Source organism: Shinella zoogloeoides (assembly GCF_030733845.1).
In the GTDB taxonomy this organism is placed as follows: domain Bacteria; phylum Pseudomonadota; class Alphaproteobacteria; order Rhizobiales; family Rhizobiaceae; genus Shinella; species Shinella zoogloeoides_C.
This window is the reverse complement of the sequence record NZ_CP132313.1, coordinates 234,929-249,244: the sequence shown is the minus strand read 5'-3', so window position 1 is coordinate 249,244 and position 14,316 is coordinate 234,929. Positions and strand designations below refer to the sequence as shown.

Below are 14,316 nucleotides of genomic sequence, written 5' to 3'. Positions count from 1 at the left end.
CATTGTACATCTAGGTAAGGTGTCGTGGGTTCGGATCCCATCAAGAGCTTTTATAAGCCAATGCCGCGAATCTTGCGCACGCGTAACGACGATGTCTTTACGGGATCTTGTAAAGATATGGTCGTTACGCTATATAGGCGCAAATTGGAGTTTGCGATGCCGACCTCACACACGAGCAAAAGCTCGGATGCAAGTGTACCGCTGAATATGCGCATCAAACCCGCGACCCGCAACTTGATCGATCGCGCCGCTGAGTTGCTTGGTAAGACGCGAACGGATTTTATGTTGGAAGCTTCCGAGCGCCGAGCCGAGGAAGTGCTGCTCGATCGCGCTGTCTTCACGGTAAGCGCGGAAATCTATGCTGAATACCTTGCCCGGCTCGATGCACCCACGCAGCCCAATGAGCGTTTAGCGCGCACCATGTCGACCAAAGCACCGTGGGATGAGGCGTGACCCTCAGCGTACCGGCCCCTGGCGGATCATCATGAACTGGCCGACTTCAATTCTGGAGTCATTGAACTGGACGACTGGCTGCGACGTCGCGCCCGTTCTAATCAAACGAGCGGCGCATCGCGGACCTTCGTCGTGTGCGAGGAGAGCCGCGTCATCGCCTATTACGCGCTCGCTTCCGGCGCCGTCAAACAGCCGGAAGCGCCTGGCCGTTTTCGGCGCAATATGCCTGATCCAATTCCGGTCGCTGTGCTTGGTCGCCTCGCAATTGGTCAATCCTACCAGGGTCGCGGTATCGGCAGGGCACTGGTGCGCGACGCGGGCCTGCGCCTAATCAATGCCGCGGAAGTACTTGGCATTCGAGGTATGCTCGTTCATGCGATTTCAGATGACGCACGAGCCTTCTATGAGGCGGTCGGTTTCCTGTCTTCTCCTTCCGACCCCATGATGCTGATGGTCGGACTGCATGACCTCAATAACGCGCTGAACCCTTAGGCGGAACTCCTCAAAATCTCGGTTGATGCAATCGTTCTCGCTGAATCTTCGGCAGAAGGTCCCGACATTAAATGAGGGCCGCGAGTTCTAATCCTTTAAAGCCGCCACTGAACGAGGATTCCTACTGTTACGCACAGACTTTGGCCAACCTGAAGAAATGTGGATAGCTGCCGATCAACATTTTTGGAGAGGGTGACAAAACCTTTCCAAAGACGTTACTCCGACCCTTGTCACGCGGCATACGGCGCTTGAATTCTTATCCCAGAAAAACCATTTGACCGGCGATTTCTGTACGGACGGAGGTATTAATGACGACAGTACAAGAGCGGCAGCCCGAGCAACACGTATTTGAGGCCGATGTCAGCCGGCTCCTGCATATGATGGTGCATTCGGTTTACTCAGATAAGGATGTGTTCCTCCGAGAGTTGATCTCAAACGCGGCGGATGCCTGCGAAAAGCTGCGGTATGAGTCTATTTCCAAGCCTGAGCTCTCGTCCGATGGGACCCAGCCGGGAATTCTCGTGTCGCTCAATGCGGAGACGCAGACACTCGTTATCGAGGACAACGGCATCGGCATGAGCCGCGACGAGATGATCGACGCGCTTGGCACGATCGCGCGCTCGGGAACAAAAGCGTTCATGGAGCGGCTTGAGGCGGCCAAAGCTGGGGAGAAGGCCGAACTGATTGGCCAGTTCGGCGTCGGCTTCTATTCCTCGTTCATGGTCGCCGATCGGGTCAATGTCATATCCCGCCGCGCTGGCGAGGGCGAGGCTTGGAGTTGGTCTTCCGACGGCAAGGGAAGTTATCACGTCGTAGCCGTCGATCTCGCCGACGCGCCGGCGAGGGGAACGCGTATCATTCTGCATCTCATGGAGGATGCGAAAAAGTACACCAGCAAATGGACGGTCGAGAAGATCATTCGTGATCAATCCGGCCACGTGCCCGTTCCTATCCGTCTCGTTGAGAAAGAGGGCGCCGAACCGTCACAGGTCTCCGATGGTGCAGCGCTTTGGACCAAGCAGAAGAGCGAGATATCCAAGCAGGAATACGACGATTTTTATCGTAGTGTTTCGGGACAGTACGAGGAGCCGCTGGCGAACGTGCATTTCCGCGCTGAGGGACGCCACGAATATACGACGCTTGCCTTCATTCCCGGTGCTCAACCATTCGACCTGTTCGATCCAGACCGACACGGTCGGATGAAGCTATATGTGAAGCGCGTCTTCATTACTGACGAAGCTGAGTTGCTACCACGCTATCTGCGGTTCGTCCGTGGCATCGTTGACACCTCGGATCTGCCACTTAACATTTCCCGGGAGATGATCCAGGAGAGTCCCGTTCTTGCCGCTATCAAAAAGGGCGTGACGAGCCGAATTCTTTCCGCCCTGGAGAAGATGGCCGAAGGCGAAGCCGAGACGTTCTCTAAGTTCTGGGATCTGTTCGGCGCGATTCTCAAGGAAGGTATCTACGACGACTTCGAGCGTCGCGCGCAGTTGCTGAAGCTTGCTCGCTTCCGTAGTACCGTGTCCGACGAGGCAACCCGGAGCCTGGCCGACTACCTAGCCGGAATGAAGGAGGGGCAGTCGGCGATCTATTACATCACCGGCTCCAGTCTCGACCAACTGAAATCGTCTCCGCAACTAGAGGGTTTCCGGGCCAAGGGTATCGAAGTCCTTCTTCTTACAGATGGCGTAGACAGTTTCTGGCCGACCAACGCCCCTGATTTCGAGGGCAAGCCTTTTAAATCGGTCACCCAAGGTCTTGCCGATCTGAACGCTGTGACAGGCGAAGGCAGCACCGATGAGGGTGGGCGGCAAGCTTCTCCCGAAGTTACCGCGTTCATCGATTTCGCTCGAAGCACCCTCGGTGAGGAAATCGCTGACGTGCGGGTTTCCGACCGGCTGACCGAAAGCGCGGTCTGCCTTGTCGCATCGGAACTTGGCCTCGATCGCCAGCTCGAAAAACTCCTCCAAGGGGCAGGGCGGTTGCAGACAGCATCTAAGCCGATCCTGGAGATCAATGCGCAAAGCGAGCTTGTTAAATGCATCGCATCGGCGGGCGATCAAACGTTTCGCGAGGATGCCGCGTGGCTTTTGCTGGACGAAGCACGCATTCTTGATGGGGACAAACCCACCAACCCGCGCGCGTTTGCTGACCGGCAAGCCAGGCTGTTTACGCTTGCGATCGGGCGCGGCAAATAACAGGTTCTGGCGAGGTGGTCTTCGACTGCCTCGCCAGAAAGCCTCGAAAGTGAAGGCAGGCCATCATGATCGCTGGAGATTCCGAATATCCTGGGAATGGAAAGCAATGCAGGCCTTCATCAGTCCACCGTGTCATTGCGGACGAAGCTTGATCCAATCTTTGAATTTTTCAACTGGCTTGGACTTAGCGGGTCGATGATTCGGCTCCGTTTAAGAGCTTGGCGATAGCTGCTGCGCGGAACCATACCCTATCGGATTACGCGCGGTGACAATCCACACCGAGCCGTTAAGCATCACGGACAGCTCGCCTGCATGCTCGGCGTAGACGGCCCGAGCCGCTGCCCAGGCGCGGATGCGGACGGCGTCGGGCTGATCGGCGAGAGCGCGCGACAGCGGGCCAACCTCAAATGTCATCTTCACGGCGTCGTCGATAGCAGCGTCCCGCGTTTCCCCCTTGCCAAACGGGATAGCGGCATCGAACGGTATAAAGGTGACATCGGTGAAACCAGCACCTCGCAAAATGCGAGCGACCCGGCCCTGGTCGCCGAACGAAAACGGGCCGGGCGCTTCGGGACCGGGCGGCGCTATGGCCGGGAGGATGTCCTTGACCGCGATCATCGGCAAGCGCAGCCAATCGTTCTCGGCCATTGCGCGCCAGCAGACGAATGCGACCCGTCCGCCCGGCTTGAGCGCTCGGCGCATATGAGCGAATGCCGCTGTCGGATTGTCGAAGAACATGACCCCGAATCGTGAGAACAGGATGTCGAATGCGCCTTCAGGCAAGTCGATGTTGCTGGCGTCGGCCACTTTGAACAGAGCCGACGTATCCTGTGGCGCAAGCGCTCTTGCTCTGTCGATCAGCGGTTCCGATATGTCCACGCCGAGCACATGGCTATTCGCGCCGACGCGGGCGGCGAGATCGAAACTGGTCGCTCCTGCGCCGCAGCCGACGTCCAGAACGCGTTCACCTTTGGCTGGCGCGGCGGCTTCGATCGCCGCCTGGCCGAACACTGCCATCATGGCATCGAGCCGGGTCTGGTAAGCGACCCAACGCTCTCCGCTCTGGCCGTTCCAATCGGGTACCTGGACAGCATTCTCATCTGTCATACGGTATCCTTCGCCTGATCGGCGTCTCTTCGCACATCCGTAATCGCGCTGTTGCTGCGATGCGCAGCGATGAACATAGCGACGGCCGACCGGCAATAGGATTCGATTTCGTTTTCGTCCTTTGCTCTCGCCTCATCGAAGCGCGTGATGAGTAGAAGATCGGATCCTTTGATGAGCGCGCCAAAGAGGCGGGCGGACTGGCGAGGATCGGGTACGTTCAGAACCGCCTTTGCGTGCAACTGACGTAAAAGGTCCTCGAGCTGCGCGATGACGTGAGCGGGGCCGGCCTCGTAAAACAGCTTGCTCAATGACTTCTGGTTCGTTTTGTCGGCCATGACCATGGCTTCTACACTGCGGACGTCCGGGCTCAGCAGCGTGTGAAGCAGGGATGATCCTGCCGCCATGAGCTGCTCTTCGGCCGAGCCCTCGGTGCCGTCAACAAGGGCTTGTGGCGCGAATTGATGGCAGCGAGCAGCGATGGCCGCGCTGAATAGCGCCTCCTTGTTCTCGAAGTGCCTGTAGATGCTGAGCTTGGATATCTTTGCTCGTCTGGCGACTTTGTCGAGGGTTGTCGCCTGAAACCCCAATTCCACAAAGAGTTCGCACGCAGCATCGACAATCGTCTGGCCAAGCGCCTCGTTCGCGGGCCGGCCGCGCCGGTTCGGTGGATTTTCATTCATGGTAATTTCGATCCTTGACAGTATCATAATTCGTGAATTACGATACCACATAGTATTTGAAATGTTCAAGCCAAAGAGTGGACACGGAGCCCATCATGAACGACGTCATCATCATCGGCGGCAGCTTTGCCGGTCTCGCCGCCGCCCTTCAGCTTGGGCGGGCCCGCCGCAAGGTCACCGTTCTCGATACCGGTCTGCAACGCAATCGCTTCGCTGGCCACTCGCATGGTCTGCTCGGCCACGATCACAAGCCGCCGACGGACATCCTGGCAGTGGCGAGACAACAACTGGCGCGATATCCGACGGTCAAGCTGCTCAACACTCGCGCCGACAGCATCTCCGGCGCCATCGACAATTTCACCGTCCTGACCGGTGATGGCGAAAGCCTAAGTGCGCGGCGCGTCATCCTGAGCTACGGCGTGGTAGACCAGATGCCTGATGTCTCGGGCTTTGCCGAGAGCTGGGGTACGGCCATTGTGCCTTGCCCGTACTGCGACGGGTTTGAAGTCGCTGGCCAACATTGGGGCCTCGTCTGGTCCGGGCCGCAGACGATGAACCAAGTCAGGCTGTTCCACGATTGGACCGACAGGTTGACGGTCTTCGCCGATGGTCATGACATCCCACCGGATATTCGGGCCGATATGGAGCGTCGCAACACACCTCTCGTCGATGGCCGGATCATTGAAGTCGCCCGTCATGGGGGCCACAATGCCACCATCAGGCTCGATACCGGCCCTGATGTCGCTGTCGACATTCTGTTCGCGCATCCACGCAACAAACCGTCCGCAACTCTGCATGAACTGCTGGGCCTTGCCACGGTCAATACGCCAACCGGTATTGCCCTTAAAGTCGACGAGCGCCGCGAAACCAGCGTACCCGGCATCTACGCAGCTGGCGATCTCGCCAACCCCGGCATGCCCTCGGTTACCACGGCCATATCACAAGGCGCGACGGCCGGGATCTCCGCACAGCAGTCCATGCTGACGTAACGGAAGAAGGGTCAGTCCATGAAAGCCAAGTTCCTCCTCACTGCCGCGGTGGTTATCGTAGGCGCGGCCACGGCGGCGGTCGTGTTCTGGTCCTCGGAAAAAGTCTCGGTGGCTGCCGATCCTAGAACCGCAGCTCCCTTCGTTCGTGTCGTCAAGGTCAGGACACCCGACCATGTCTTACGCAGCTTTACCGGAACGATCGCGGCAAGAGTTCAAAGCGATCTCGGCTTCCGGGTTCCGGGAAAGATCGTCGAGCGGCTCGTCAACATCGGCGAGGGCGTCAAGGCTGGGCAGCCGCTAATGAAAATCGACGGAACCGATCTGCGTCTTGCCCAGACGGCAAAGCGCAATGCCGTCGCCGCAGCACAGGCAACATATGTCCAGGCCGTTAGCGATGAAAGGCGCTTCGCGGCACTGTTGAAGACCAATGCAGCCTCGACGCAGCAGTACGAGAGAGCGAAAGCCATGCTGGACACCGCTACAGCACAGCTTGCTGCGGCAAAAGCCGAGGCGGCAGTCGCCGAGAACGAGGCGACCTACACCGTTCTCCTGGCCGACGTTGACGGCACGATTGTCGAAACTCTGGGAGAGCCGGGGCAGGTGGTTGCGGCAGGCCAAATCGTGGTCAAGCTGGCGAAGGCCGGTGCTCGCGAGGCGCTGATCTGGATGCCGGAAAACTTGCGGCCGGAGCTTGGTGCGACGGCTCAAGCGAGCATCTATGGCCGCGGGACAGACAACAACGCGGTGCTGCGCCAGATATCCGCCTCCGCCGATCCCCAGACACGCACCTATGAAACGCGTTGGGTGTTGCAAGCTGCCGCCGCGGATGCGCCGCTCGGCGCGACCGTCACCATCAAGATCGCCAACAAGGAGGCGCTTGCCCATGCCGAGATACCGGTCGGTTCCATTCTCGACGATGGCAATCGCACAGGCGCCTGGGTTGTCGATGAAAAGGCCTCCAGCGTTCATTTCCGTCCAGTAAAAGTCGAACGGTTGAGCGAGGACGTCGTGATCGTCTCGGGTCTGAAGGCGGGAGAATCGGTCGTGGCCCTTGGCGCCCATCTTCTGACCGACGGTGAAAAGATTCGCACTACCGTCGAAAAAGCTGAGGCATCAAACTGATGAGCTTCAATCTTTCCGCGCTTGCCGTTCGTGAGCGGGCGGTCACCCTGTTCTTCATCGTTCTCCTGGCGGCTGCGGGCGTCTATGCCTTTTTGAGCCTCGGGCGCGCGGAAGATCCGTCCTTCACCATCAAGACGATGACGGTCACAAGTGTCTGGCCGGGTGCCACTGCCCGCGAAATGCAGGACCTCGTCGCCGAACCGCTGGAAAAGCGCATTCAGGAACTGACCTGGTATGACCGCGTCGAGACGACGACACGGCCTGGCTACGCCTATTTGACGGTGACCTTGAAGGACAATACGCCGGCAAGTGCTGTCGAGGAGGAGTTCTACCAGGCGCGCAAGAAGCTGGGCGACGAGGCGCGTAACTTGCCGCAGGGTGTCTTCGGGCCTTTCGTCAACGACGAATACTCCGACGTCAGTTTCGGCCTCTATGCCCTGAAGGCCAAGGGTATGCCGATGCGCGATTTGGTGCGCCAGGCCGAAACCATCCGGCAGGACCTCCTGCACGTGCCCGGCGTGAAGAAGATCAATATTCTCGGTGAGCGCCCCGAGCAGATTTTTGTCGAATTCTCCTTTGCCAAGCTCGCGACGCTGGGTATCTCGGCGCAGGAGATAGCGTCGGCGCTTCAGAACCAGAACACCGTCACGCCGGCAGGTTCGATCGATACGCGCGGACCGCAGGTCTTCATCCGCTTTAACGGCGCCTATAACAGCATTCAGGCCATAGCAGACACACCGATTGTTTCCGGTGGACGCACCTTGAAACTGTCCGATGTCGCAGACATCCGGCGCGGCTATCAGGATCCAGCAACCTACATCATTCGTCACGACGGCGAACCGGCGATCATGCTCGCGGCTGTCATGCAGTCGGGTTGGAACGGTCTGGAACTCGGCAAGGCGCTCGAGGAACGATCGGCGACAATCGCGCAGTCGCTTCCGCTCGGCATGACACTTGCAAAGGTCAGCGACCAGGCCGTCAATATCGATGCCGCCGTCGGTGAATTCATGTTGAAGTTCGCCATGGCGCTCGGCGTCGTGCTGCTCGTCAGCCTGATTGCGCTGGGTTGGCGCGTCGGCATCGTCGTCGCCCTTGCTGTCCCGTTGACCCTCGCCGTCGTGTTCCTGATCATGCTGGAGACCGGACGGTTTTTCGACCGCATCACGCTTGGCGCTTTGATCCTCGCTCTGGGGCTTCTCGTCGACGACGCCATTATCGCCATCGAGGTCATGGTGGTGAAGATGGAAGAGGGCATGGACCGTATCAAGGCAGCCGCCTATGCGTGGAGCCATACGGCAGCACCAATGCTCTCGGGTACGCTCGTCACCATCATCGGCCTTATGCCGGTCGGTTTCGCCAAGTCGGCGGCAGGTGAATATGCCGGGAATATCTTCTGGGTCGTCGGTTTCGCACTCATCGTCTCCTGGATCATCGCGGTCGTGTTCACGCCCTATCTCGGCGTGAAGATGTTGCCGGAGATCAAGCCGGTCAGGGGCGGCCATGAAGCCATCTACGGAACACCGAACTATCAGCGTCTTCGCTCGGTCATCAAGTTTGCCGTCCGCCACAAGTTCATGACATGCGCCGTGGTCGTTGTTGCGATGGGTGTTTCGGTGGTCGGAATGGGCGGCGTCAAGCAGCAGTTCTTCCCCACATCGGATCGTCCTGAGGTGCTCGTCGAGGTGCGGTTGCCGGAAGGCACCAGCATCGAAACGACGACGGCAACCGTTGCGAAGATCGAAAAGTGGCTTCAGGCGCAGCCGGAATCGAAAATTGTTACCAGCTATGTCGGCCAAGGAGCGCCGCGCTTCTTCTTTGCGATGTCGCCGGAACTGCCGGATCCGGCCTTCGCCAAGATCGTCGCGCTGACGCCTGACGCAGAGGGACGTGAAGCCGTGAAGCATCGCCTGCGCGCCGCTATCGCCGGGGGCCTTGCTCCTGAAGCCGCCGTGCGCGTCACGCAACTAGTCTTTGGGCCGTTTACACCGTTCCCCGTCGAGTTCCGCGTTATGGGACCTGATCCCGATAAGCTCTATCAGATATCGGAGGAAGCGCTCGCGATCATGAGGACCGTTCCAGACGTCCGTCAGGCCAACCGGGACTGGGGGAACCGCACGCCGGTGGTCCGCTTCGTGCCCGATCAGGAGAGGCTCAGACTCATCGGTCTGTCGCCGGCGGAAGCAGCACAGCAATTGCAGCTTCTGCTGACCGGAGTTCCGATCACGCAGGTCCGCGAGAACATCCGCAACGTTCCCGTGGTTGCGCGCAGCGCTGGCGAAATCCGCCTGGATCCCTCGCAGCTGTCCAGTTTCTCGCTGATCACCCGCGACGGTCGCGCCATTCCGCTCGATCAGATCGGTCATTCCGAAGTCAGCTTCGAGGAACCGATCATGAGGCGTCGTGACCGCACGCCGGTCATCACGGTACGGGCGGATATCGACGAGGCAACGCAGCCCCCAGAAGTGTCGCAGGCGGTGATGCAGGCCCTTCAGCCTCTGATCGCGTCGCTGCCGGTCGGATATCGGATTGAGATGGGCGGCAACATCGAGGAATCGATCAAGGCGAATACTGCCCTGGTCAAAATCTTTCCTCTGATGATCGCAGCGATGCTAATCGTTGTCATCCTGCAGGTTCGCAACCTGTCGACCATGACCATGGTCATGCTGACGGCGCCGCTCGGCCTCGTCGGCGTCGTGCCGACACTGCTTCTGTTCGACCAACCTTTCGGCTTCAATGCCATTCTGGGCCTGATCGGGCTTGCCGGCATCCTGATGCGCAACACCCTCATTCTGACCGAGCAGATCAAGGAGAACCAGGCGGCTGGCCTCAACGATTACCACGCGGTCATCGAAGCGACGGTGCAACGTACCCGTCCAGTAATCCTCACCGCACTCGCAGCAGTCCTCGCGTTCATCCCGCTCACCCATTCGGTGTTCTGGGGATCGATGGCCTACACGCTGATCGGCGGAACGGCTGTCGGCACAGTGATGATCTTGCTCTTCCTGCCGGCACTATACGCCGCATGGTTTGGGATCAAGCCGAGCGAAAATCAGCCGCACGTGAGTTTAAATGTCGAACCCGAGCTGCCACTGGCGATGGCTGCGGAATGAGGACGAGAGGACATGATGGCCGACCGCCACGGCGCCGAAGGAACATTATCATGGACAATCAACGCGATGAGCTCTTCAGAAATGTGTAGGTTGTAAGTTCGGGTCCTTTCAACTGCAATAAGACCAAGCGTCGAACGACACCGGCTCTTTTTACTCCCATCAAAAGTGCGATAACAGGAAGTCTGCGCAACGCTCCGCGATCATTATGCAGGGGGCGTTCGTGTTGCCGCTCACGAGCGTCGGCATGATCGAAGCGTCTGCGATGCGCAGGCGCGGGATACCCTGCACCCGCAGCCGACTATCGACCACCGAGAGCTTATCCCGGCCCATCCTGCACGTCCCGGCCGGGTGGTAGACGGTTTTGGCGTTGGCCCGCGCATGCGCCTCGAAGTCCGCATCGGACGAGTTGTCGTCCCCGGGCGCCAGTTCCCGGAAGCCAAGGGCCTTCATGGCGGGAGCGGCGAGAATCTCGCGCGAGAGCTTGATACCGCGCACCAGGGTGTCGACGTCTTCCTGCGCGACCAGGTTGTTCCCGACGAAATGGATCGGGTCCTCGGCCCTGTCGCTGCGCAGCGAAACCTTGCCGCGCGAAACGGGGCGCAGGATGCATGGATTGATCGAGACGCCGTGGCCCTCCATTTGACCGCGCGTGGCATCGCCCACGAGGGTCGGCGTGACGTGGATCTGGATGTCGGGCCGCCCGCAGCCTTTCGTGTCGATGAACCCGCCACTTTCAACGACATTCGACGACAAGAGGCCGGACCGCCCGAACAGATAGCGAAGCCCGTTTGCAATGGCCTTGAGGCCCTTGTCCTGGTCCTTCAGCGAGATCGGCCGATCGGTGATGCCGTAGACGGAGACGGCGATATGGTCCTGGAAGTTCTCGCCGACACCGGGAAGATCGCGGACGACCGGAATGCCATGCTGCGCCAGCATCTCGCCCGGACCGATGCCGGACAGCATCAGGATTTTCGGCGTGGCGAGCGCTCCGGCGCACAGGATGACCTCTTCTTTCGCCCGCGCCTCGACAATGCTGCCGTCCCGTCGGCGATAGGCAAGGCCGCCCGCCGCGCCATTCTCCAGGATGATCTTCGTTGCAATGCACTCCGTGGCGATCTCAAGGAGCGGGGAGCGGCGCACCGCCTTCAAGTAGGTCGCCGCCGTGGAACCGCGACGGGCATGCATCGTCGTCGTCTGGTAGAAGCCTACGCCGTCCTGCCGCGCGCCATTGAAATCGTGCGAATAGGCAAGGCCGGCCTGTTGCGCGGCCCGGACGAAGGCCGCGCTGATCGGGTGGCGGAAGCGGGGCTCGGAGACCTTCAGGGGGCCGCCCGTGCCATGATACTCGTCGGCGAGAATCTCGTTGTCCTCCGAACGGCGAAAGACCGGCAGGACATCCTCGTATCCCCAGCCCTCGCAGCCGAGATCGCGCCACGTGTCATAGTCCTCGGCCTGGCCGCGAATGTAGATCATCGCGTTAACGGACGAGCCGCCGCCGAGCGTCCTGCCCTGCGGCACGAGCAGGACCCGGTTGTTGGCGCCCGGCTCCGGCTCGGTGGCGTACATGAAGGTCCGCCGGGTGCCGAGAACCTTCACGAAGGTGGCGGGGATATGGATATAGGGCGTGTTGTCGGCGGGCCCCGCTTCGAGAAGCAGGACGCTCTTGCCTGCCGTCACGAGCCGGTTTGCGAGAACGCAGCCGGACGATCCGCCGCCAGCGATAATGTAGTCGTAGCTTTTCATCGGGCGCTCACAGGCCGATATGGCTGACGAACTTCGTCGTCAGGTACGCGTCGAGCGTTTCGCTGCCGCCCTCGCTGCCGTAGCCGCTCTCCTTGAGCCCGCCGAAGGGCGTTTCCGCGGCGGCTAGGCCGAAATGATTGATCGAGACCATGCCGGCCTCAAGCTCGGTCGAAAACCGGTCCGCCGTCGCGAGCGAGCGCGTGAAGCCGAAGGCGGCAAGGCCGAAGGGCAGGCGGTTGGAGCGACGGATCGCCTCGTCGACACTGGAGACTAGCACGAGTGCTGCGAGCGGGCCGAATGGCTCGTCATTCATGACCGCTGCGTCTTCCGGCACATCGCTGAGCACCGTCGGCTCGAAGAAATAGCCGCTGTTGCCGACGCGCTTGCCGCCGCATTCCAGCCGAGCGCCATGCGAGACGGCGTCGTCCACGAAGCGCGCCATCGCATCGAGCCGGCGGGCATGCGTGAGCGGGCCCATCTGGACCCCGTCCGACAGGCCGTCGCCGACCTTGATGGCGCGCGCACCGGCCACGAAGCCCGACCGGAAAGCGTCGTAGACGTCTTCCTCGATATAGAAGCGGGTGGGCGCTGCGCAAACCTGACCGGCATTGCGGTATTTGAGCATCAGGCCGAGCTTGACGGCGGCGTCGACATCGGCGTCCTTCGCGACGATGTAGGGCGCATGGCCGCCGAGCTCCATCGTCGCGCGCTTGACCCCGGCTGCGGCCATCGCCCCGAGCTTCTTGCCGACCGGAACGGAGCCGGTGAACGAGATCTTGCGGATGATCGGTGAGGCGATCAGGTGCTCTGAAACCTCAGCCGCCGGGCCGAAGACGATGCCGAGCACACCCGGCGGCAGGCCGGCATCCTGGAAAGCGCGGGCAAGGGCGATACAGGCGGACGGTGCTTCCTCCGGCGGCTTGGCGATGATCGAGCACCCGCTGGCGAGCGCGGCGGAGACCTTGCGGACGAGCTGGTTAATCGGGAAGTTCCAGGGGGTGAACGCGGCGACCGGGCCCACGGGCTCGCGCAGCACGACCTGGCGTGCGCCGGGCACGCGCGCGGGGATGACGCGGCCATAGGCGCGCCGGCCCTCCTCGGCATGCCATTCGATGTGTTCGGCAGCGGCATTCGCCTCGCCGCGCGCCTCGGCGATCGGCTTTCCCTGCTCCCGGGACATGAGCTGCGCCATGGTTTCGGCGCGCTCGCGCACAAGGGCCGCCGCCCTGTGCAGGATCTTCGCGCGCTCGATGGCGGTGGTCCGGCGCCAGGTTTCAAAACCCTGCTGCGCCGCTTCAAGCGCCGCGTCGAGGTCGGCGCGCTCGCACAAGGCGAGCTGCGCGATCACGTCGCCGGTTGCCGGATTGTGGACCCCGGCCGATCGGCTGCCGGCGGGCGCACGCCATTCGCCGTTGATGAGAAGCGGTTTATCCAGCATGGCTCAGTCCTTCATGAGAGCGTGTCGTGGGGCGGGGCAGGGCGGCAAGCGCCGCCGCGTAGTCCCGTGCGATGGCGGCGACGATGTCTGCCGCCGGTAGGATGTCGTCGACGAGGCCTGCGCTCTGGCCGGCCTCGACCTTGCCGTTCTCGACATCGCCGTCGAAGGCCGCGGCCTTGAGCGAGGCGGCGGAAAAGAGCGCCTTGCGCTCCTCGAACTGCCGTCCCTCCACTTCGGCCGCCTGCATTCGTTCGCCAAAGCCGTTGCGCAAGATGCGGATCATTCCGAGGCCATGGCCGACCACCATCGTGTCGGTGACGGAGGCGGACAGCAGGCGTCGGCTATAGGCGGCGTGCAGGCGTGCCTCGCGGGACAGCATGAAGCGCGTGCCGAACTGCGCCGCGCCGGCCCCCAGCGCCAGCGCGGCGGCAAGGCCATATCCATCGGCAAAACCGCCGCTGAGGATAAGCGGCACGCCGGGCACGGCCCTTGCGATCGCACGGCCGAGAACGAGTGTGGAGACGAGGTCCGGCGGTGGGTGGCCGCCGGCTTCCCCGCCGACGGCGACGAGGCCGTCGACGCCGGCCGCCGCCGCCTTGACCGCATGCTCCGCACCGGCGACCACATGCAGGCAGACGGTGCCGATGGCCTTGAACCGCTCGAGGTAGCGCTTCGGCCCGCCCTGGGAGGCGATGAGCACGGGCACCCGCTTTTCGATAAGGAGGTCCATGATCTCGTCGGCGCCCTTGCGATAGAGCGGCAGGTTGACGGCGAACGGCTTGTCTGTGCCCGCCCGCACCGCATCGATCGTCGCGGCGAGGTCGTGCGCATACATGGGACCTGCGGCGATCACGCCGAGACCGCCGGCGGCCGACACGGCAAGCGGCAGGGCCGCGTTGGACGAGGCCCATGACATGCCGGCCTGGATGATCGGCAGGTCGATGCCGAGGAGCCGCGTCACATCGGTTTCTATCCGCATGG

Annotated in this window: 11 protein-coding genes; 6 read left to right on the top strand and 5 right to left on the bottom strand. The window is 61.3% G+C overall.

The genetic code is table 11. The features are described from left to right. The first annotated feature begins 156 nt into the window (after window positions 1–156). The 3 genes from Q9316_RS23920 (at window position 157) to htpG (ending at window position 3,146) form a co-directional block, all read left to right on the top strand. Complete coding sequence (locus Q9316_RS23920) at window positions 157–453, top strand: type II toxin-antitoxin system TacA family antitoxin (protein ID WP_306036304.1); 297 nt, start codon at window positions 157–159, stop codon at window positions 451–453. A gap of 132 nt (window positions 454–585) precedes the next feature. Beyond that, window positions 586–945 carry a GNAT family N-acetyltransferase gene (locus tag Q9316_RS23915; RefSeq protein ID WP_371878082.1) on the top strand — a complete coding sequence of 120 codons (360 nt, stop codon included), beginning with the start codon at window positions 586–588 and terminating at the stop codon, window positions 943–945. A gap of 308 nt (window positions 946–1,253) precedes the next feature. Beyond that, a complete protein-coding gene (htpG, locus tag Q9316_RS23910) occupies window positions 1,254–3,146 on the top strand; it encodes a molecular chaperone HtpG (protein ID WP_306036303.1) in 1,893 nt (630 codons plus the stop codon). Between the two features lie 210 nt (window positions 3,147–3,356). Here htpG and Q9316_RS23905 read toward each other — a convergent pair whose 3' ends face one another. Next, window positions 3,357–4,253 (bottom strand): class I SAM-dependent methyltransferase, encoded by an 897-nt coding sequence (locus tag Q9316_RS23905; protein WP_306036302.1) that lies wholly within the window; start codon window positions 4,251–4,253, stop codon window positions 3,357–3,359. Continuing rightward, complete coding sequence (locus tag Q9316_RS23900) at window positions 4,250–4,933, bottom strand: TetR/AcrR family transcriptional regulator (RefSeq protein ID WP_306036301.1); 684 nt, start codon at window positions 4,931–4,933, stop codon at window positions 4,250–4,252. The genes Q9316_RS23905 and Q9316_RS23900 overlap by 4 nt, the downstream gene beginning before the upstream one ends. A 95-nt stretch (window positions 4,934–5,028) precedes the next feature. Here Q9316_RS23900 and Q9316_RS23895 point away from each other — a divergent pair, with 95 nt between their 5' ends. From Q9316_RS23895 to Q9316_RS23885, 3 genes are read left to right on the top strand one after another with little or no spacing between them, the layout of a single operon-like run. Next, window positions 5,029–5,922: an NAD(P)/FAD-dependent oxidoreductase gene (locus Q9316_RS23895; RefSeq protein ID WP_306036300.1), complete on the top strand. Its 894-nt coding sequence runs from the start codon at window positions 5,029–5,031 to the stop codon at window positions 5,920–5,922. An 18-nt stretch (window positions 5,923–5,940) separates the two neighbouring features. Continuing rightward, window positions 5,941–7,044, top strand: coding sequence for an efflux RND transporter periplasmic adaptor subunit (locus Q9316_RS23890; protein WP_306036299.1), 1,104 nt, complete (start codon window positions 5,941–5,943; stop codon window positions 7,042–7,044). Continuing rightward, on the top strand, window positions 7,044–10,154 hold the full coding sequence (locus tag Q9316_RS23885) for an efflux RND transporter permease subunit (RefSeq protein WP_306036298.1): 3,111 nt from the start codon (window positions 7,044–7,046) through the stop codon (window positions 10,152–10,154). Before Q9316_RS23890 ends, Q9316_RS23885 begins: the two co-directional genes overlap by 1 nt. A 159-nt stretch (window positions 10,155–10,313) precedes the next feature. Here Q9316_RS23885 and Q9316_RS23880 read toward each other — a convergent pair whose 3' ends face one another. From Q9316_RS23880 to Q9316_RS23870, 3 genes are read right to left on the bottom strand one after another with little or no spacing between them, the layout of a single operon-like run. After that, window positions 10,314–11,897 carry a GMC family oxidoreductase gene (locus tag Q9316_RS23880; RefSeq protein ID WP_306036297.1) on the bottom strand — a complete coding sequence of 528 codons (1,584 nt, stop codon included), beginning with the start codon at window positions 11,895–11,897 and terminating at the stop codon, window positions 10,314–10,316. A 7-nt stretch (window positions 11,898–11,904) separates the two neighbouring features. Further along, the gene (locus Q9316_RS23875) at window positions 11,905–13,335 is read right to left on the bottom strand and encodes an NAD-dependent succinate-semialdehyde dehydrogenase (protein ID WP_306036296.1); all 1,431 of its coding nucleotides are present in this window, start codon (window positions 13,333–13,335) and stop codon (window positions 11,905–11,907) included. After that, window positions 13,325–14,314, bottom strand: a complete 990-nt coding sequence (locus Q9316_RS23870) for an NAD(P)H-dependent flavin oxidoreductase (RefSeq protein ID WP_306036295.1) — start codon at window positions 14,312–14,314, stop codon at window positions 13,325–13,327. The genes Q9316_RS23875 and Q9316_RS23870 overlap by 11 nt, the downstream gene beginning before the upstream one ends. Window positions 14,315–14,316: the final 2 nt, after the last annotated feature.

Bases quoted from the DNA above. Each gene is read 5' to 3' on its own strand.
- Q9316_RS23890 (WP_306036299.1), top strand. From the start codon at position 5,941: ATGAAAGCCAAGTTCCTCCTCACTGCCGCGGTGGTTATCGTAGGCGCG.
- Q9316_RS23885 (WP_306036298.1), top strand. From the start codon at position 7,044: ATGAGCTTCAATCTTTCCGCGCTTGCCGTTCGTGAGCGGGCGGTCACC.
- Q9316_RS23875 (WP_306036296.1), bottom strand. From the start codon at position 13,335: ATGCTGGATAAACCGCTTCTCATCAACGGCGAATGGCGTGCGCCCGCC.
- Q9316_RS23905 (WP_306036302.1), bottom strand. From the start codon at position 4,253: ATGACAGATGAGAATGCTGTCCAGGTACCCGATTGGAACGGCCAGAGC.
- Q9316_RS23900 (WP_306036301.1), bottom strand. From the start codon at position 4,933: ATGAATGAAAATCCACCGAACCGGCGCGGCCGGCCCGCGAACGAGGCG.
- Q9316_RS23895 (WP_306036300.1), top strand. From the start codon at position 5,029: ATGAACGACGTCATCATCATCGGCGGCAGCTTTGCCGGTCTCGCCGCC.
- Q9316_RS23880 (WP_306036297.1), bottom strand. From the start codon at position 11,897: ATGAAAAGCTACGACTACATTATCGCTGGCGGCGGATCGTCCGGCTGC.
- Q9316_RS23870 (WP_306036295.1), bottom strand. From the start codon at position 14,314: ATGCGGATAGAAACCGATGTGACGCGGCTCCTCGGCATCGACCTGCCG.
- htpG (WP_306036303.1), top strand. From the start codon at position 1,254: ATGACGACAGTACAAGAGCGGCAGCCCGAGCAACACGTATTTGAGGCC.
- Q9316_RS23920 (WP_306036304.1), top strand. From the start codon at position 157: ATGCCGACCTCACACACGAGCAAAAGCTCGGATGCAAGTGTACCGCTG.